Consider the following 17,373-nt stretch of genomic DNA (forward strand, 5'->3'; position numbering starts at 1 on the left):
CATGTCGCCTTGCGGGGCAGGCCGGTCGGATTGCCCGTCATCATGGCCCGCGCGCCATTGACAGCCCGCGTACCGTCTGTATAAGCGCGCCATCCCGGCCCCTGCGGCCGGGTCTTTCATTGGTGTTGGTGGCCCCCGCAAGGGGATGCCTGTCGGCCCCGGATAAGACCGGGGGCAAAGGACAACGCCCTTCATTGCCGCGCTTGCGCGGCGCCCGATTGAAGGAGATCAGCCGTGACCAAACGCACGTCTGCCAAGTACAAGATCGACCGCCGGATGGGCGAGAACATCTGGGGCCGTCCGAAATCCCCCGTCAACCGCCGCGAATACGGCCCCGGCCAGCACGGCCAGCGCCGCAAGGGCAAGCTGTCCGACTTCGGCATGCAGCTGCGCGCCAAGCAGAAGCTCAAGGGCTATTACGGCGACCTGACCGAAAAGCAGTTCCGCCGCATCTATGCCGAGGCCGAGCGTCAGCGCGGCGACACCGGTGAGCTGCTGATCGGCCTGCTGGAGCGCCGGCTCGACGCGGTGGTCTACCGCGCCAAGTTCGTGCCCACGATCTTTGCCGCGCGGCAGTTCGTGAACCACGGCCATGTGACCGTGAACGGCGAGCGGGTGAACATCCCGTCCTACCGCGTCAAGGAAGGCGACGTGGTCGAGGTGCGGCAGAAATCCCGCCAGATGGCCGCGCTGCTCGAGGCCGTCCAGCTGGCCGAGCGCGACGTGCCCGACTACATCGAGGTCGACCATTCCAAGATGACCGCGAAATTCGTGCGCACGCCCGGCTTGGGCGACGTGCCGTACCCGGTCATGATGGAACCGAACCTCGTCATCGAATTCTACGCGCAGAACTAGGGTTCCGCGCCACCGACCGATCGTTGCGGCCCGCTCCGGCATCCCCGGGGCGGGCCGTTTCCGTTCGGCCCTCGGGCCGCTTGCCAGCCTGTCGCGCGCGCAGTAGATCACGAACGGAGCGCGCTGAAACGGGAAAGGCGAAATGGCCGGAAAACCGCCTCTGGAAAGCAGCTTCGAACGCGGGATCTTTGCCTCGCGCTGGCTGATGGCGCCGATGTATCTTGGCCTTGTGGTCTCGCTGGGCATGCTCGCGGTCGTGTTCCTGCGCGAACTGGCCTATTACGCGCCGCAGGTGCTGACCATGAGCAGCGAAAAGGCGATCCTAGCAATCCTGACGCTGATCGACCTGACGCTGGCGGCCAACCTTCTGCTGATCGTGCTGTTCTCGGGCTACGAGAACTTCGTCTCGAAACTCGATATCGGCGAGCATGTCGACCGCCCCGACTGGATGGGTGCGGTGGATTTCTCGGGGCTCAAGATGAAGCTGATCGCCTCGATCGTGGCGATCTCGGCGATCCACCTGCTGAAACGGTTCATGGAGATCGGCCAGCAGGCGGCCGACGCGGTCTTCGGCCGGGAAGAACTGTTCTGGCTGGTGGTGATCCACATGGTTTTCGTGCTGTCGGGCGTCTTGATGGCAGCGATGGACTGGCTGTCGGCGCGGGCAAAAAAGGGCTAGTGTCACGGCCCTTTTTCCCGCTGGCCTCGTCCCGGCCTGTCGGCTAGGGATGCCCGGCAAGGAGAGACGCCAATGAACCAGATCACGCCCCAGCCCGGCATCCTCGAGATCGCCCCCTATGTCGGCGGGCAGTCGAGGATCGCGGGCATGTCCGACGTGATCAAGCTCTCGTCGAACGAGAACCCGTTCGGACCGTCGGAAAAGGCCAGGCTGGCCTTCACGCGGACAGTGCACAGCCTGCACCGCTATCCCTCGACCGACCACGCCGAGTTGCGCGCCGCGATCGGCGAGGTGCACGGCCTGGATCCGGCGCGGGTGATCTGCGGCGTGGGGTCGGACGAGATCATCACCTTCCTCTGCCAGGCCTATGCGGGTCCCGGATCGGAGGTGATCCATACCGAGCATGGCTTTGCCATGTACCGCATTTCGGCGCTTGCGGCCGGTGCGACCCCCGTCGAGGTGCCCGAGCGCGAGCGCGTGGTCGATGTCGATGCGATCCTTGCCGCCTGCACCGAACGGACGCGGCTTGTCTTCATCGCCAACCCCGCGAACCCCACCGGCACGATGATCCCGGCCGATCAGGCCGCGCGGCTGGCCGAGGGGCTGCCGCCGCAGGCAATCCTGGTGCTTGATGGGGCCTATGCAGAGTTCGTCAACGGGTTCGACGGGGGCGCCGGTCTGGTCGAGACGCGGCAGAACGTGGTGATGACGCGCACCTTCTCCAAGATTTACGGGCTGGGCGGTCTCAGGATCGGCTGGGGATATGGTCCGGCCGAGGTGATCGGCGTTCTGGACCGCATCCGGGGGCCGTTCAACCTGTCCACCACCCAGCTTGAAACCGCCGAGGCGGCGCTGCGCGACGTCGACTACACCCGCCACTGCCAGACCGAGAACGGGCGCCTTCGCACCTGGCTGGTCGAGGCGCTGAACGCCGCGGGCGTGCCGACCGATGTCTCCTTCGCGAATTTCGTGCTTGCACGCTTTGCCGATGCGGCCGAGGCGCAGGCTTGCGACGGTTTCCTGAAATCCCAGGGTTTGATCGTGCGCCAGGTCGCGGGCTACAAGCTGCCCAACGCGCTGCGCATCACCGTGGGCGACGAATCCGCCTGTCGCCGTGTGGCCCATGCCATCGCGCGGTTCCGCGAGGGGGCCAGATGAGCGTCCTTTACGACCGCGTGGCCCTGATCGGGCTGGGCCTGATCGCGGGCTCGATGTCGCTGGCGATGCGGCGCGCGGGGATTGCGGGCGAGATCGTGGGCACCGCGCGCTCGGCCGAAACCCGCGCCGTCGCGGCCGAGATCGGCCTGGTCGACCGGGTGACCGAAACCGCGGCCGAGGCGGTGCAGGGCGCTGATCTCGTGGTGCTGGCCGTGCCCGTGGGCGCGATGGACGCGGTGGCAGCCGAGATCGCGCCCAATCTGAAACCCGGCGCCACGGTGACCGATGTGGGGTCGGTCAAGCGCGCGGTGGTCGATGCCGTCACGCCCCATATCCCCGAGGGCGTGCATTTCGTCCCGGCGCACCCGCTGGCGGGCACCGAACATTCCGGACCCCGGTCGGGATTTGCCGAACTCTTCGACAATCGCTGGTGCCTGCTGGTGCCCGTGGAAGGCGCGGATCCCAAGGCGGTGGACCGGCTGCGCGCATTGTGGGAAGCTATGGGCGCCAATGTGGAGGAGATGGATGCCGACCATCACGATCTGGTTCTGGCGGTGACAAGCCATGTGCCGCACCTGATCGCCTATACGATGGTGGGCGTGGCCGACGATCTGCGGCGGGTCACCGACAGCGAGGTGATCAAGTATTCCGCCGCCGGGTTCCGCGACTTTACCCGGATCGCGGCCTCGGACCCGACCATGTGGCGCGACGTGTTCCTGACCAACAGGGACGCGACGCTGGACATCCTCGGTCGCTTTACCGAGGAGCTTTTCGCCCTGCAACGGGCGATCCGGACAGGGCAGGGCGAGATGCTGTTCGACTATTTCACCCATACCCGCGCGATCCGCCGCGGGATCATCGAGGCCGGCCAGGACACCGACGCGCCGGATTTCGGCCGCGCGAAGAAGGTGCAATGAGCGTGCGGCGTCTGACATGCGCGCTGGTGCTGGCGCTTGCCGCAGGGCCGGTGCAGGCCGCGCTTGAAAGCTCGCCCCGGCCGGAACCGCGCCCCTCCGATGCGGCAGAGATCGTGAGCCGGGCCGCCGCGGCTGACCGGCCTGCCGAGATGCCCGCGACATTCCTAAAATCGCCGCCCCCGGCGGCCGAGGCCCTTGCGGTGTCCGCCATGGCGCTGGGCCGCTCGCTTCGTCCGATGCCGCGCCCCGTCCTGCCCTACCGCACCGCCGCGCTTTCGGCCTCGGGCCTGCGCAGCCAGCCTTCGGCCGTGCTGACGGCCAGGCGCGGCGCGGTCTGCGGCGATCCCGGCATAAGGGGCGAGGCGATGGCGCCGATCCCCGGCCGGGTCAAGGGCTGCGGGGTGGACCGTCCCGTGAGGGTGATTGCGGTGGACGGCATCCCGCTGACCCGTCCCGCGGTGATGGACTGCCCCACGGCGCAGGCGCTCAAAAGCTGGGTCGCGACCGGGGTCAGGCCGGCGGTCGGCGGCTTGGGCGGCGGGGTCGCCTCGGTCAATGTGGTTGCGGACTATGTCTGCCGGACCCGAAACAACAAGTCCGGCGCGAAGATTTCAGAGCATGGGCGCGGCCGCGCGGTGGACGTCGCCGCGGTGAACCTGAAGAACGGGGCGGCGCTGACCGTGCTGACCGGCTGGCGCGATCCCAGGCACGGCAAGGTTCTGCGGCAGATGCACAAGGCCGCCTGCGGTCCCTTCGGCACGGTGCTGGGGCCGGAGTCGGACCCCTATCACCAGGACCATTTCCACCTGGACACGGCGCGCTACCGCAGCGGCGCGTATTGCCGCTAGCTAGCGGATCGTGAAATCCGGCGCCGGGCCTACCGGCACGGGGCCCAGCCAGGTCTGCCCGGCGGCAAAGCGCAGCGGAATGTCCAGCGTCTCGGGCCGTCCGCCCAGCCCGGCGAGCAGGCCCAGCGCATCCTCGACCCGGTCGGCAAGCCCCGGCGGCAGTCGCCCCGACCCCCGCGCGATCGCCACCATCTCGCGCCAGTTCGTCGCCCGGACGGTCAGCAGCCCCGCGGGCAGCCCCTCGGCATCGACATCGAGATCGCCCGCGGCCCGCAATTCCAGATCGCCCCATTTCGCGTCAAGCCCGCCAAGCTCGATCCGCGTGATCTGCGGCCGCCGGTCCTCGATGGCGTGGCGGTCCCAGGGCGCATCGAAGTCCAGTACCGCCTCGATCCGGACATGCTCGAACAGCGCGGGCAGAACGCCGGCCCGGTCCAGCAACGCCACCAGCCGCGCGGGCGGGCGCATCTCTTCGGCGGAAAACGCGATGCGGTGGGCGTTCTTCCGCCCCTCGACCGCCGCCGAGCCGAGTTCGGCCTGCGCCATGCTCGCCTGCCAGCCCAGCGTCGAGGCCAGCGAGACCTGGTCCAGCACATAGGACGCGTGTGCCACCTCCAGCGCGGGGCCGGGCCGAAAGGCCAACTGCCCCTCCATCCGTGCGGCACCGATGGCGATCTTCTCGGCGGGGGTTGCGATCTGCTGGGCCTTGGGCCAGATCGCGGTGATGCGGTTGGGCCGGTGCGCCGCGGCCTCGATGCGAAAGCCGGGTGCCGACCAGGCAAGCCCGGTGTCCGGGTCGGCCAGCATCAGCCCGTCGAAAGCGATGTCGAACCGCGTGGGAAAGCCCGCAACCTCCAGCGCCGCATAGTCCGCGGCCCAGCCCTCGGCCCGGCGCGCCTCGACCCAGGCGGCAAGCCCGGTTTCCAGCCCGCGCGCCGCGACCGCCCAGTAGCCCGACCAGAGCGCCGCGCCCAGCACCACGAGTGTCAGCAAGAGCCGCATGCGCGCCCCCTTTCGTCCGCCCCTCGAATACGGTTTACAGGGGGCGTGCAATCAGGACCAGAACGATGCGCGACGGGCTATGGGTGTTCGGCTACGGCTCGCTTCTGTGGAAGCCGGGCTTTGCGGTGGCCGAACGGCGGCTGGCGCGGCTGGATGGCTGGCACCGCAGCTTCTGCATGCGCTCGATCCACCACCGCGGGACCGAGACCGATCCGGGTCTGGTGCTGGCGCTGGACGCCGCGCCGGGGGCGAGCTGTCACGGCGTGGTGCTGCGCGCCGAGACCGGCACCGAAGAGGCGACGCTCGCCTACCTGCGCGAGCGCGAGCTGATCTCGTCGGCCTATTTCGAGACCGAACTCGACGTCGTCTTCGAGGACGGCAGCGGCGGGCTGAGCGCCGTGGCCTACGTGATCGACCCCGACCATGTTCAGTATTGCGGCGGCCTGCCGCTCGAGGAACAGGCGCAGATCATCGCGCGGGCGCAGGGCGGCATGGGGCCGAATGACGAATACCTGTTCAACACCGCCGACCACCTGGCGGAACTGGGTATCGAGGATGCCGATCTGGCCTGGCTTGCCGCGCGGGTTCGGGCGCTCAAGACCTAATGGTTGTTGTTCGGCCGGGGTCCATGCCCTAGACTTGGGGGCGACGTCAACCGGGGCGGGGCTCCTTCCATGGCCATGACCGAGCGCGAAACCGAGCCGCAATTCTCACGGCCCCTGCGCCAGATCCTGCTGATGCTGGTGTCGGTCGGGCTGTTTTCGGCGGGGGCCTATCTGGCCTATCCGCAGGTCGCCCCGGTTTTCCTGGCCAACCCCTATCTCAACGGCGCGATCTTTTTCGTCTTTGTCGTCGGTGTGCTGGCGTGCTTCCTTCAGGTGATCCAGCTGATCTCGTCGGTGCAGTGGATCGAGGATTTCGCGGCCGGCCGGCCGGGGCATGAATTGACCCGCGCGCCCAGCCTGCTGGCGCCGCTGGCCGCGCTGTTGCGCAAGCGGCGGGGCAAGCGGATGCAGATCGGCACCGCCTCGGCGCGGTCGATCCTCGACTCGGTGGCAACCCGGATCGAGGAAGCGCGGGACATCACCCGCTATATCGTCAACCTGCTGATCTTTCTTGGCCTTCTGGGCACCTTCTACGGGCTTGCGACGGTCGTGCCCGCGGTGGTCGAGACGATCCGCTCGCTCGCCCCGCAGGAGGGGGAGGGCGGGGTCGAGGTCTTTGGCCGCCTGATGACCGGGCTCGAGGCGCAACTGGGCGGTATGGGCACGGCCTTTGCGTCATCGCTGCTGGGGCTGGCGGGGTCGCTTGTCGTGGGGCTGCTGGAACTTTTCGCAGGCCACGGCCAGAACCGGTTCTACCGCGAGCTTGAGGAATGGCTGTCGGGCATCACCCGGCTTGGCTTTACCGCAGGCGAGGGCGAGGGCGAGACCGGCACGGAAAGCGGCCTGCTGGCGGCGACGCTGGACCAGCTTGCCGAGCAGATGGAGGGGATGCACGCGCTGTTTTCCCGCGCGGACGAGGGGCGCAAGTCGCTGGAAACGCGGGTCGGCGCGCTGGCAGACGCGGTCGAGACGCTTGGCGTCGCGCTTGAGGCCCAGTTGGGCTACAGTCAGGACGTGACCGCGGCGCTTGCCCGCGTCGCCCAGGGGCAGGAGCGGGCGGCCAGCGCGATCGAAGCGCGGATGGGCGAGGAAGGCGCGATGGCGGATGCCGAAGCGCGGATGCGCCTGCGCTCGATCGACGTGCAACTGTTGCGCATCCTGGAAGAAATTTCCTCGGGCCGGCAGGAGACGGTGACCGACCTGCGCGGCGATCTGGCGGCGCTGGGCCGGGTGCTTGCACGGCTTGCCCCCGGGGACCAGAAGTGGAGCTGAGCCGATGGCCCTGACCCGGCGCGGCAACCGCTTTCAGGCGTCGATCTGGCCGGGCTTCGTCGATGCGATGACGGCGCTGTTGCTGGTGCTGATGTTCGTCCTGTCGATCTTCATGATCGTGCAGGAGATGCTGCGCGAGACGATCACCGGCCAGGAAAGCGAACTTTCCCAGCTTGGTGCCGAGCTTGCCGCGCTGTCCGACGCGCTGGGGATGGAGAAGCGGCGCGCCGCCGATCTTGAGGCCGAGATCGGCAGCCTGACCGGCGCGCTGGGTGCGGCGCGGGCCGAGGCCGACGAACGCGCGGCCCTGATCGAAACACTGGAGGGGCGGGTCGACGCGCAGGCGGCCGATCTTCGGGCGGCGCGCGCCTCGATCACCGATTTCGAGGCGCAGGTGGCGCGCCTCTTGTCCGAGCGGGACGCCGCGCGGGACAGGGGGGCCGCGCTGGCCGACGAGGTTGCGGCGCTTGACGCGCAGCGTGCCGACCTGATGTCCGAGCAGGAGCGGCTGTCGCTCGCACTGGCCGCCACCCGCGACGAGGTGGACGCGCAGCAGGAGGCGGCGCGCCTGGCGGCCGCCCGGCGCGAGGCGCTGGAGGCGCTGGTGGCGGACCTGCGGGCGCGCAATGCCGAGACCGAAACGGCACGGGCCGCGCTCGCGGGCGAGGTCGAGGCGTTGCGCACGGATCTGTCCGAGGAGGAAGCAGCGCGGCTGGCCGAGGCCGCGGCGACCCAGGCGCTGCGCGAGCGGCTGTCCGGTGCAGAGGACGAGCTGACCGCGATGACGATGGCGCTTGAGCAGGAGCGCCAACGCGCCGAAGACACGCTGACCCTGCTGGCGGCGGCCGAAGCGGCCAGGGATCAGGCCGCGGCGGCGGCGGCCGAGACCCTGACCGAGGCCGAGCGTCGCGCGGCCCTGCTGGCGCAGGCGAATGCAGCGCTGGCCGAGGAAGAGGCGGCCTCGGCCGAAAGCCAGCGCAAGATGACGCTGTTGAACCGCCAGCTTGCCGCGCTCAGGGCCGAGTTGGGTGGTTTGCAGGCGCTTCTCGAGGAATCCGAGGCGCGGGATGCCGCCGCGCAGGTCCAGATCGAGACGCTGGGAAATCGGCTGAACGCGGCACTTGCCCGCGCCGCCGCCGAGCAGCGCGCGCGCGCCGACCTGGAAGAGGCCGAGCGCAGGCGGCTGGAGGAAGAGACGCGGCGGCTGGCCGAGGAGAAGAAGAACCTCGAGGCCTACCGCTCGGAATTCTTCGGCGAGTTGCGCCGCCTGCTGGCCGGCCGCGAGGGCGTGCGGATCGTCGGCGACCGCTTCGTCTTCTCGTCCGAGGTGCTGTTTCAGCCCGCGCGCGCACGTCTGTCGCCCGATGGCGAGACCCAGATCGCGAATGTGGTCGCGATCCTGCGCGATGTCGCGGACCAGATCCCCGGGGATATCGACTGGATCCTGCGGGTCGACGGGCATACCGACGACGTGCCGCTGGCCGAGGGGGCAGACTTCGCCGACAACTGGGAACTCAGCCAGGCCCGCGCCCTGTCGGTCGTGCGCTACATGGTCGATGATCTGGGCTTTCCGCCCGACCGGCTGGCCGCCGCGGGGTTCGGCGAGTTCCAGCCCGTCGCCCGGGACGACAGCCCCGAGGCGCGCGCCCAGAACCGGCGGATCGAGCTGAAGCTTACCGAACGCTAGGGGATGGCCGCTGCGGACCCGGCCGGGGGCCTCCCGGGTCACAGGGCCGACGCCTGCCCTCCGGTCATCGCCCTGCGCAGCCGTGGATGTCGACACCCCGCCCCTCGCCCAGCAGCGTGATCCGCAGCCCCGATCGGTCCAGCGCAAAGGGCGTACCGGCCGCGGGCACCAGGTCGGATCGTGCGACAAGCCGCCCGCCCTTTCGTGCCATCTCGGCCTCGGAGACCCAGATCGAGGGATCGGGCAGTTCGAACACCACCGTTTCCTGGGCGCCGAGTGCGGAAACGTCGATCTCGGCGGTCAGGCGCAGCCCGTCGGCGATCGGCTCCAGCGTGCAGGTCACGGTGCCCACCCGCGCCTCCTGCGCCGTCCGCGGGCGTGCGTCCAGCGCCGCGCGAATCGCCTCGGCACCGCCCTCGGCCGGCAGTAGGCCGGTCAGCCGCAATTCCATCGGCATGCAGATCTCGTGGCAGACTCCCAGCTCGACCCGGGCGTGAAGTTCCATCGGGCGGCCCGGGTCGCGCGGGGTCAGTTCCAGCGGCAGCACCACCTCGTGCTCGTAGCCGATGGTGCGAAGCCCGTTCGACGAGAACACCTTGGGCGTGGGCCAGTGTACCCGGACGGCGGCCATGTTTCCCGACCCCGCCCAGTCAAAGCGCGGCGGGATTCCGGCGTCGCCGGGCGCCCGCCAGTAGGTCTTCCAGCCGGGGGCGAGGTGCAGGTGCAGCCCGGCCATGTAGGTGCCATCGGCCGTCTGCCAGCCGGGCAGGAACCGCGCGCTGATGACGCCCTCGGGGGCACCGGCCAGAGCGGATTGCGAAAGCCCCAGCGCAAGGGCCGCGGCTGCGGCAAGGCGTTGAATGATGTGCAAATCCATGGAGCGAAAATAGGCATCCCCGCGCCGGCGGGAAATCACATTCGGGCGAGAGGTTCGCGAAAATTGTCGCGTCCCGCCCTTGCGCGGCGGCGGCGGCGGGCACATGCTTGCGGACATGGCGGACCGGACGGTCGAAATGCAACTCGGCGGCAAGCTGCTGATCGCGATGCCCGGCATGGGCGATCCCCGCTTCGAGAAGAGCGTGGTCTTTCTTTGCGCCCATTCCGACGAAGGGGCGATGGGGCTGATCGTGAACAAGCCCATGGCCGAGCTGTCCTTTTCCGATCTTCTGAGCCAGCTTGATATCCCGCGTGCCCCCGGTGCGCGCGACATCCGCGTGCATTTCGGCGGGCCCGTCGAACATGCGCGCGGCTTCGTGCTCCATTCGGGCGACTACAATTCCGACAGGGACACGACGTTGCGCGTCGACGGCCGGTTCGGCATGACAGCGACGCTCGACATCCTCGAGGACATCGCCCGGGGGCAGGGGCCTGCGGCCTCGCTTCTGGCGCTGGGCTATGCCGGCTGGGGCCCGGGGCAGCTTGAGGGCGAGATCGGGCAGAACGGCTGGCTGACCTGCGAGGCCGCCCCCGAGATCGTGTTCGACAGCCTGGACGCCACCAAGTGGGAACGCGCGCTGCGCACCCTCGGGATAGACCCGCTGATGCTGTCCGCGACGGCGGGCCGGGCCTGAGGCTCAGCCCCGTGGCGCGGCGGCCCGACGCAGCCGGTCATTGATCGCCCGGCCGAGCCCGCGATCGGGGATCGGCGCCACGGCGATCGTCTGTCCCGGTGCCGCGCGCGAGTCGAGTTCCCTGAGTGCGTCGAACAGGTTGGCCGCGGCCTCGACCAGGTCGCCCGCCGGCGACAGGTTCAGCGCCGCCCCCTTGCAGCCCGGGCCAAAGCCCAGCCACAGCGCGCCCGCGGGCGGCGTGGCGGCCTCCAGAAGGACGGCGGCGCCGGGGGCGTAGTGCGACGACAACTGCCCGGGGGCGGTCACCGGGGCCGCCGCGCCGCGCATGGCCAGCGGGCCGCCCAGGCAGGCCTCGATCGCTTCGACGGGCAGGCCGCCCGGGCGCAGCAGAACCGGGTCGGGATCGAACCCCACGATGGTCGATTCCACCCCCACCGGGCAGGCGCCGCCGTCGACGACCGCGGCGATCCGGTCGCCCAGCCCGTCCAGCACATGCGCGGCGCGCGTCGGGCTGACCGCGCCCGACGGGTTCGCCGAGGGCGCGGCCACCGGCCCGCCGAAGGCGGCAAGCAGGGCATGGGCCACCGGATGATCCGGCACCCGCAGCGCCACGCTCGGCAGCCCCGCGGTGACCAGCGGCGACAACCCGGCCTCGGGGCGCAGCGGCAGAACCAGCGTCAGCGCGCCGGGCCAGAAGGTGTCCGCCAGCCGTTCGGCGTCAGAGTCCATCAGGGCGATCCCGCGGGCGGCCGCGACATCGGCCAGATGCACGATCAGCGGGTTGAAGCGCGGCCGTCCCTTGGCCTCGAAGATGCGCGCCACCGCACGATCATTGCGCGCATCCGCACCAAGCCCGTAGACCGTTTCGGTGGGGAAGGCGACCAGTTCACCGCTGGCCAGCAATCCGGCCGCGCGGGCGATGCCCTCGGGTCCGGGGTGAAGGATTTCCGCGCTCACGGGCAGCGCCTCCGGTGACGTTGCGTTCGCCTTGATGGGGCCGGGCGTTGCTTTACGCTTCCTGCGAAGCCTGCCACAACTCTGCCGGTCAGTTACAGCCGTGCCGGTTCCGGAACAAGGCTCGGCGCGAGGGAGGACGCGATGACATACCGGGCACCCGTCGAAGAGTTCTTGTTCCTGTTCGACCATGTGGTCGGCCTGGCCCAGGTGGCCGAGACCAAGCGGTTCGCCGAGGCCACCCCCGACCTGACGGCCGCGATCCTGACCGAGGCGGGCAAGCTGTGCCGGCAAGTGCTGGCGCCGCTGCAACGCGCGGGGGATCTCCACCCGGCCCGTCTGGAGAACGGCGTGGTCCGCACGCCGCCCGGGTTCGCCGGGGGCTGGCGCGCGATCGCCGAGGGCGGCTGGGTCGGTCTGGCCGCCCCGGCCGAGCATGGCGGCATGGGCCTGCCGCAGACGCTGGCGGCCGCGGTGCACGAAATGATGAGCGGCGCCTGCCTTGCGCTGCAGATCTGCCCGCTGCTGACCCAGGGACAGATCGAGGCGCTGACGCATCACGCAAGCGACGCGCTCAAGGCGTTGTACCTGCCCAAGCTGATCTCGGGGCAATGGTCGGGCACGATGAACCTGACCGAACCCCAGGCGGGTACCGATGTGGGGGCGCTCAGGACAAGTGCGGTCCCGAATGGCGACGGCACCTACGCGATCACCGGGCAGAAGATCTTCATCAGCTGGGCCGATGCCGAGTTCATGGAAAACGTCGTCCACCTGGTGCTGGCCCGCCTGCCCGACGGCGTGCCGGGGACCGGCGGGATCAGCCTGTTCCTCGTGCCGCGCAACCTGCCCGACGACGAGGGCCGCCCCGGCCCGGCCAACAGCCTGCGCGTGGTCAGCCTGGAACACAAGCTGGGGCTGCATGGCAGCCCGACCGCGATGATGGAATACGACCGGGCGACAGGCTGGCTGGTGGGCGCGCCGCACAAGGGCATGGCGGCGATGTTCACCATGATGAACAACGCCCGGCTGGGCGTGGGCATGCAGGGGATCGGCGTGGCCGAGGCCGCTTATCAGAAGGCGCTGGCCTATGCACGCGACCGCCAGCAGGGACGCACGCCAATGGGCGAGGGAGGCATCGTCGAGCACGCGGATGTGCGCCGGATGCTGGCCACGATGAAGGCCGAACTCTTCGCGGCCCGCGCCATCGCGCTGTCCTGTGCGGTGGCGATCGACATGGCCACGGCAACGGCGGATGCCGACTGGTCGGCGCGGGCGGCGTTCCTGACGCCGATCGCCAAGGCCCACGGCACCGATATCGGCCTCGAGGTGGCCTCGATGGGGGTGCAGATCCATGGCGGCATGGGGTTCATCGAGGAAACCGGCGCCGCGCAATTCCTGCGCGATGTCCGCGTGGCCCCGATCTACGAGGGCACCAACGGCATCCAGGCAATGGATCTTGTCGGGCGCAAGCTGATGGATGGCGGCGAGGCGGCCTGGCGCCTGCTGGAAGAGGTCGAGCAGGCGGCCGAGGCGGCCCGCCCGGTGCTGCCGGATCTGGCCGAAGAGGTCTGGGCCGCGGCCGAGTCCCTGCGCGAGACGACGGAATGGATGCTGACACAGGAGCCCAACGACCGCTTTGCGGGCGCGGTGCCCTATCTGCGCGCCTGGGCGCGGGTTCTGGGCGGGCACGCCCATCTTGCCGCCGCGCGGGCCGAGGGGGGAACCGGGCGGCGTACCGCGCTTGCCCGGGTCTTCGTTTCGCGCCTGTTGACCGAGCATGGGGCGCTGCTGGCGCAGGCGCGCTCCGGCGCGGCCGGGCTCTACGCGCTCAGCGCCGACGATCTTGCGGCATGATGGACGGCGCCCGCCCCCCGATCCGCTATCCCTTTGCCGAACCGCCCGGACCCGGCGGTGCGGTCGAGATCGCAGAGGGCGTGCTGTGGCTGCGCCAGCCGCTGCCGATGCCGCTTGACCATGTGAATGTCTATGCCCTGGACGATGGCGACGGCTGGACCGTGGTGGATACCGGCATTGCCTCGCGCAAGAGCCGGGAATTGTGGCAGGAACTGCTGACGGGCCCACTCTGCGGCAGGCCCGTGACGCGGGTCATCGTCACCCATCACCACCCCGACCACGTGGGCCTGGCCGGCTGGTTCCAGTCCGACCACGGCGCCGAGCTTTGGACCAGCCGCGTGGCCTGGCTGTTCGCCCGGATGCTGCAACTGGACGAGCAGGCGCGCCCGGTGCCCGAGACCCTGGCCCATTGGCGGGGCGCGGGGATGGACGCCACACTTTTCGACGAACGCGCCGCCCAGCGCCCGTTCAACTTTGCCGACACGGTGGCGCCGATGCCGCTGGGGTTCCGCGACATGGCCGAGGGCGGCGTGATCCGCGCGGGCGGGCGCGACTGGGACGTGCGGCTGGGCGACGGCCACGCCCCCGACCACGTGACGCTGTGGAGCCGGGACGACACCCTGGTGATCGGCGGCGACCAGCTGCTGCCCTCCATCTCGCCCAACCTGGGCGTCTACGCGACCGAGCCGCTGAACGACCCCGTTGCGGGCTGGATGGAAAGCTGCAGGCGGCTCGCGGTCCATGCCCGCGAGGATCACCTTGTCCTGCCGGGGCACAAGCTGCCCTTTACCGGACTGCCCACGCGGCTGGCGCAACTGATCGAGAATCACGAGGGCGCGCTTGCCCGGCTGATCGACCATCTCGCCGAACCGCGCACCGCCTGCGACTGCTTCGTGCCGCTGTTCCGGCGCGAGATCGGGCCGGGCGAATATGTTCTGGCGCTGGGCGAGGCGGTCGGGCATCTGAACCACCTTTACCTGACCGGCCAGGCCCGCCGCTGGCGCCGCGCGGACGGCGCCTGGCTGTTCCAGAGCGCCACGGCGGGCTAACCCGGCCACCCGAGGACGCGCCGCCGATGGCCGCATCGGCTCGGGCGTGACAGCCTGCGGGCGATCGTCTAGGCTGCGGTGCAGCGAACGGGAACGGGGATCAGCGGCGATGGGTCCACAGGGCGTGCTGAGAGCGGAAAAGATGCGTGCGGCGGACGGCGTTCCCATGCATCCGCGGCGCTGCCTGTCCGGCGGGCAGGCGGCACGGTTCCCCGGTCTTCACCCGCCTCTGCCATAGCCAGGCGGTCGCCCCTCCCTGCTCCAACGGTTCCAGGTCCCATGCGTCGAATTCTGTCCGTTCTCCTGCTTCCCATCCTTCTTGCCGCCTGCGCCGCCGAACCCGTCTGGGCTCCGGACGAGGCAGTGGCCCGCGCGACCTATCGCCAACCCGGCCCTGCGACGATCACGCTGTTCACGGTGATCTCGAACGGCACGAACTCGGGCGGACATTCCGCGCTGATGATCAATGCCAACCGGCGCGTGATCTTCGATCCTGCCGGCACCTGGTGGCACCGCGCCGCCCCGGAGCGCAACGACGTGATCTACGGGATCACGCCGCAGCTTCTGGAGTACTACATCGACTACCACGCGCGCGAGACCTACCGCGTCGTGACCCAGACCGTCGAGGTCAGTCCCGATGCCGCCCAGCGCGCGCTCCGGGCGGCCGAAGCCCATGGCGCGGTTCCCAAGGCGATGTGCGGCCAGTCGGTCAGCGCGGTGCTCCGGCAGGCGCCGGGCTTCGAGTCCATCCCGCGGACGGTTCGGCCCAAGGCCATCATGGAGGCCTTTGCCGCCCTGCCCGGGGTTCGCACCGAGACGATCTACGACGACGACCCGGATGCCAACGAGGCCGTGCTCGAGGAACAGCGCCGCGCCCGCGTGGCCGAGCTGGCGGCGTCGGACTGAAGCCCGGTCGGCTGTTGCCCGGCATGCGCTGGCCCGGGTGCGTCCGGTGGTTTGATGCGATCGGTGAGCCGGAGGGCAGGGATGAAGGTGGTTGGCGTGATCCTCGCGGGGGGGCGGGGGCGGCGGCTGGGCGGTGCGGACAAGGCGCTGGTCCGTCTGGCCGGTGAAACGCTGCTTGTCCGGGTCGCGGCGCGGTTTGCGCCCCAGGTCGCGGCGCTGGCGCTGAGTGCGAATGGCCCGGCTTCGGCCTATGCAGCGGCCGGTCTGCCGGTGTTGCCTGACGCACCTCCGGATGATCGGGGGCCGCTTGCGGGTGTGCTCGCCGGGCTTGACTGGGCGGCGGCCGAGGGGGCGGAGGCGCTTGCCACGGTGGCGGTCGACACGCCCTTTCTGCCGCTCGACCTGGTGGCACGGCTTGTGGATTCGGGGGCGCCGCTGGCGATGGCCGAAAGCGGCGGGCGGCGGCATCCGACCGCCGCGCTCTGGCCGGTCGCGGTGCGGCAGGCCTTGTCCGCCGCACTGGATCGCGGCGACCGCCGCCTTGGCGATGTCGCCGAAAGCCTGGGTGCGGTTGCGGTTGCGGTCGACGGCGACGGGATCGATCCGTTCTTCAACATCAACACGGCCGAGGATCTTGCCTTGGCCGAGGCCGTTCTGCGCAGCGAGGGGTGAGCGGGTTCAACCCCGGTGGAGCAGGGGCGCGCATGGCGCGGCTGTGCCGGTTTCGCCTTGGCCATGGCCAAGGCGACCCGCGCGGGGGGCGCTGCCCCCCGCGACCCCCCGGAGTATTTGGACCAAGTAGAAGGCCATGGGTCCGGCACGCTGGTCCCCCGGGCGGGACCGGTGCCCGGCAGGGCGCTGGAGAACGCGCCGTTCCTTCTTCGGGCAGAGCCTTGCCCTTACCCCGGATAGAAGCCCAGCCCCGAAAGCGACACGTCCGCCTGGTGATCCCGCCCGTAGGCGGCGATGCCGAGGCTTTCGAGCCTTTCCGGGAGAAGGGATACGTCTTGCGCCCCGCCCTGCAGGCGGAACGCGGTGAACGGGATGCGTATGTCGCGCCACGTGGTGCTGGTCTCGAAGGGGGCCTGGAAGAACTGCCAGGGTCTCTGCACCCCACGCAGGCGCAGGTGGACGAAATAGCGCTGCCCGTCGCCGCGGACGCGCAGAGCGATGCCCTCGGCGCCGGGTGGACCCGTGACCCCGCGGCGCATCTGGATGAAGCCGCCGCGATTGGCCGTGCTGACCGCGCCCGAGAGCCGCAGGTAGCCCACGCCGTCCTCCTCGGCATAGGCGGCCGCGCCGGTCGACACGCCGCCCATCACCCGGTCGCTGAGAAAGGACCAGGCGCGGGCTGATTCGGCTGTGACCGGTTCGATCATGTTCTCCGCCATGGCTGGACCCGCCAGCGCCAGGATCAGCGCAGCCGCAAGCCGACTCATTTTCCGTTCATCAGCGCGGCGACGATGGCCCTGGCGCTGTCGCTGTCCCATTCGGCATCGCCTTGCATCCGGGCGATTTCCTGGCCCTCGGGGTTCAGGATCACCGTCACCGGCAGCCCCATCACCCCCATCTGCCGGGCCAGCCCCGAGTCGGGGTCGCGCCATTTCGGCAGGGTCTCGATTTCCAGTTCCGCGAACAGACGGTCGATTCCCTGGGGCGAGTTGCGCCCGGTCGCCACCGTGACCACGGCGAAATCCGGTCCGCCGAACCTGGCCTGCAACCGGTCGAGCGAGGGCATCTCGTGGCGGCAGGGCGGGCACCAGGTGGCCCAGAAGTTCAGGATGACCCACTGGCCGCGATGGTCCGACAGCCCCCTGTCCTGGCCCTTGTCGTCCACCAGCACGATGTCGGGAACGGGTTTCGGTTCGGCGTGGAAGTTCAGCTTTTTCATGCCGCCGTCGCGCAGCGCCTCGAGTGTCGCGGTATCGGCCGCGGCGGCGTTTGCACCGAGCGCGAGGGCCGTGTAGAGGACGAGCGATCTGACGAACGACATGTTTCCCTCCGAAGGGGCCTAGC

18 protein-coding genes are annotated in these 17,373 nt (G+C 69.9%); 13 read left to right on the forward strand and 5 right to left on the reverse strand.

From position 1 onward, the window contains the following. The first annotated feature begins 234 nt into the window (after positions 1-234). From rpsD to EV655_RS09690, 5 genes are all read left to right on the forward strand, one after another. Entirely contained in the window at positions 235-855 is a 621-nt protein-coding gene (gene rpsD / locus EV655_RS09670) for a 30S ribosomal protein S4 (RefSeq protein ID WP_132544250.1), read from the forward strand. 142 nt (positions 856-997) lie between these two features. Further along, the gene (locus tag EV655_RS09675) at positions 998-1,534 is read left to right on the forward strand and encodes a TIGR00645 family protein (protein WP_132544252.1); all 537 of its coding nucleotides are present in this window, start codon (positions 998-1,000) and stop codon (positions 1,532-1,534) included. Between the two features lie 72 nt (positions 1,535-1,606). Continuing rightward, on the forward strand, positions 1,607-2,692 hold the full coding sequence (hisC, locus tag EV655_RS09680) for a histidinol-phosphate transaminase (protein WP_132544254.1): 1,086 nt from the start codon (positions 1,607-1,609) through the stop codon (positions 2,690-2,692). Further along, a complete protein-coding gene (locus EV655_RS09685; RefSeq protein ID WP_132544256.1) occupies positions 2,689-3,609 on the forward strand; it encodes a prephenate/arogenate dehydrogenase family protein in 921 nt (306 codons plus the stop codon). Before hisC ends, EV655_RS09685 begins: the two co-directional genes overlap by 4 nt. Beyond that, positions 3,606-4,457, forward strand: a complete 852-nt coding sequence (locus EV655_RS09690; protein WP_132544258.1) for an extensin-like domain-containing protein — start codon at positions 3,606-3,608, stop codon at positions 4,455-4,457. Before EV655_RS09685 ends, EV655_RS09690 begins: the two co-directional genes overlap by 4 nt. Here EV655_RS09690 and EV655_RS09695 read toward each other — a convergent pair whose 3' ends face one another. Beyond that, a complete protein-coding gene (locus EV655_RS09695) occupies positions 4,458-5,459 on the reverse strand; it encodes a DUF2125 domain-containing protein (protein ID WP_132544260.1) in 1,002 nt (333 codons plus the stop codon). It lies immediately after the preceding gene. A 65-nt stretch (positions 5,460-5,524) separates the two neighbouring features. Here EV655_RS09695 and EV655_RS09700 point away from each other — a divergent pair, with 65 nt between their 5' ends. From EV655_RS09700 to EV655_RS09710, 3 genes are all read left to right on the forward strand, one after another. Further along, the gene (locus tag EV655_RS09700; RefSeq protein ID WP_132544262.1) at positions 5,525-6,064 is read left to right on the forward strand and encodes a gamma-glutamylcyclotransferase; all 540 of its coding nucleotides are present in this window, start codon (positions 5,525-5,527) and stop codon (positions 6,062-6,064) included. A gap of 69 nt (positions 6,065-6,133) precedes the next feature. Beyond that, the gene (locus EV655_RS09705) at positions 6,134-7,336 is read left to right on the forward strand and encodes a biopolymer transporter ExbB (protein WP_132544264.1); all 1,203 of its coding nucleotides are present in this window, start codon (positions 6,134-6,136) and stop codon (positions 7,334-7,336) included. A 4-nt stretch (positions 7,337-7,340) separates the two neighbouring features. Further along, entirely contained in the window at positions 7,341-9,023 is a 1,683-nt protein-coding gene (locus EV655_RS09710) for a peptidoglycan -binding protein (RefSeq protein WP_132544266.1), read from the forward strand. 64 nt (positions 9,024-9,087) lie between these two features. On the opposite strand, the gene EV655_RS09715 is transcribed toward EV655_RS09710, so the two are convergent. Next, the gene (locus EV655_RS09715; RefSeq protein ID WP_165905316.1) at positions 9,088-9,900 is read right to left on the reverse strand and encodes a protein-disulfide reductase DsbD domain-containing protein; all 813 of its coding nucleotides are present in this window, start codon (positions 9,898-9,900) and stop codon (positions 9,088-9,090) included. Between the two features lie 136 nt (positions 9,901-10,036). Between EV655_RS09715 and EV655_RS09720 the strand changes: the two genes are divergently transcribed. Continuing rightward, positions 10,037-10,594, forward strand: a complete 558-nt coding sequence (locus EV655_RS09720) for a YqgE/AlgH family protein (protein ID WP_132544601.1) — start codon at positions 10,037-10,039, stop codon at positions 10,592-10,594. A 3-nt stretch (positions 10,595-10,597) separates the two neighbouring features. Here the strand turns inward: EV655_RS09720 and EV655_RS09725 are convergent, their stop codons facing one another. Beyond that, complete coding sequence (locus EV655_RS09725) at positions 10,598-11,557, reverse strand: L-threonylcarbamoyladenylate synthase (protein WP_243645050.1); 960 nt, start codon at positions 11,555-11,557, stop codon at positions 10,598-10,600. A 135-nt stretch (positions 11,558-11,692) separates the two neighbouring features. Between EV655_RS09725 and EV655_RS09730 the strand changes: the two genes are divergently transcribed. The 4 genes from EV655_RS09730 to mobA all read left to right on the forward strand — a co-directional run bounded on the left by EV655_RS09730 (position 11,693) and on the right by mobA (position 16,029). Next, positions 11,693-13,402, forward strand: a complete 1,710-nt coding sequence (locus tag EV655_RS09730; RefSeq protein WP_132544270.1) for an acyl-CoA dehydrogenase — start codon at positions 11,693-11,695, stop codon at positions 13,400-13,402. Next, positions 13,402-14,451, forward strand: coding sequence for an MBL fold metallo-hydrolase (locus EV655_RS09735; protein ID WP_132544273.1), 1,050 nt, complete (start codon positions 13,402-13,404; stop codon positions 14,449-14,451). The genes EV655_RS09730 and EV655_RS09735 overlap by 1 nt, the downstream gene beginning before the upstream one ends. 279 nt (positions 14,452-14,730) lie before the next feature. Further along, positions 14,731-15,357 carry a hypothetical protein gene (locus EV655_RS09740; protein ID WP_132544275.1) on the forward strand — a complete coding sequence of 209 codons (627 nt, stop codon included), beginning with the start codon at positions 14,731-14,733 and terminating at the stop codon, positions 15,355-15,357. An 81-nt stretch (positions 15,358-15,438) separates the two neighbouring features. Then, positions 15,439-16,029, forward strand: coding sequence for a molybdenum cofactor guanylyltransferase MobA (gene mobA, locus EV655_RS09745; protein WP_132544277.1), 591 nt, complete (start codon positions 15,439-15,441; stop codon positions 16,027-16,029). Positions 16,030-16,256: 227 nt separating this feature from the next. Here the strand turns inward: mobA and EV655_RS09750 are convergent, their stop codons facing one another. Together EV655_RS09750 and EV655_RS09755 are read right to left on the reverse strand one after the other, a co-directional pair. Beyond that, complete coding sequence (locus EV655_RS09750) at positions 16,257-16,796, reverse strand: CIA30 family protein (protein ID WP_132544279.1); 540 nt, start codon at positions 16,794-16,796, stop codon at positions 16,257-16,259. Beyond that, a complete protein-coding gene (locus tag EV655_RS09755) occupies positions 16,793-17,350 on the reverse strand; it encodes a TlpA family protein disulfide reductase (RefSeq protein ID WP_132544281.1) in 558 nt (185 codons plus the stop codon). The genes EV655_RS09750 and EV655_RS09755 overlap by 4 nt, the downstream gene beginning before the upstream one ends. Positions 17,351-17,373 lie beyond the last annotated feature (23 nt).

Source organism: Rhodovulum euryhalinum (assembly GCF_004342445.1).
Classification (GTDB): domain Bacteria; phylum Pseudomonadota; class Alphaproteobacteria; order Rhodobacterales; family Rhodobacteraceae; genus Rhodovulum; species Rhodovulum euryhalinum.

Excerpts from the sequence above, each read along its gene's own strand:
- EV655_RS09675 (WP_132544252.1), top strand. The coding sequence starts at position 998 with ATGGCCGGAAAACCGCCTCTGGAAAGCAGCTTCGAACGCGGGATCTTT.
- hisC (WP_132544254.1), top strand. The coding sequence starts at position 1,607 with ATGAACCAGATCACGCCCCAGCCCGGCATCCTCGAGATCGCCCCCTAT.
- EV655_RS09685 (WP_132544256.1), top strand. The coding sequence starts at position 2,689 with ATGAGCGTCCTTTACGACCGCGTGGCCCTGATCGGGCTGGGCCTGATC.
- EV655_RS09690 (WP_132544258.1), top strand. The coding sequence starts at position 3,606 with ATGAGCGTGCGGCGTCTGACATGCGCGCTGGTGCTGGCGCTTGCCGCA.
- EV655_RS09695 (WP_132544260.1), bottom strand. The coding sequence starts at position 5,459 with ATGCGGCTCTTGCTGACACTCGTGGTGCTGGGCGCGGCGCTCTGGTCG.
- EV655_RS09700 (WP_132544262.1), top strand. The coding sequence starts at position 5,525 with ATGCGCGACGGGCTATGGGTGTTCGGCTACGGCTCGCTTCTGTGGAAG.
- EV655_RS09705 (WP_132544264.1), top strand. The coding sequence starts at position 6,134 with ATGGCCATGACCGAGCGCGAAACCGAGCCGCAATTCTCACGGCCCCTG.
- EV655_RS09710 (WP_132544266.1), top strand. The coding sequence starts at position 7,341 with ATGGCCCTGACCCGGCGCGGCAACCGCTTTCAGGCGTCGATCTGGCCG.
- EV655_RS09715 (WP_165905316.1), bottom strand. The coding sequence starts at position 9,900 with ATGGATTTGCACATCATTCAACGCCTTGCCGCAGCCGCGGCCCTTGCG.
- EV655_RS09720 (WP_132544601.1), top strand. The coding sequence starts at position 10,037 with ATGCAACTCGGCGGCAAGCTGCTGATCGCGATGCCCGGCATGGGCGAT.
- EV655_RS09730 (WP_132544270.1), top strand. The coding sequence starts at position 11,693 with ATGACATACCGGGCACCCGTCGAAGAGTTCTTGTTCCTGTTCGACCAT.
- EV655_RS09735 (WP_132544273.1), top strand. The coding sequence starts at position 13,402 with ATGGACGGCGCCCGCCCCCCGATCCGCTATCCCTTTGCCGAACCGCCC.
- EV655_RS09740 (WP_132544275.1), top strand. The coding sequence starts at position 14,731 with ATGCGTCGAATTCTGTCCGTTCTCCTGCTTCCCATCCTTCTTGCCGCC.
- mobA (WP_132544277.1), top strand. The coding sequence starts at position 15,439 with ATGAAGGTGGTTGGCGTGATCCTCGCGGGGGGGCGGGGGCGGCGGCTG.
- EV655_RS09750 (WP_132544279.1), bottom strand. The coding sequence starts at position 16,796 with ATGAGTCGGCTTGCGGCTGCGCTGATCCTGGCGCTGGCGGGTCCAGCC.
- EV655_RS09755 (WP_132544281.1), bottom strand. The coding sequence starts at position 17,350 with ATGTCGTTCGTCAGATCGCTCGTCCTCTACACGGCCCTCGCGCTCGGT.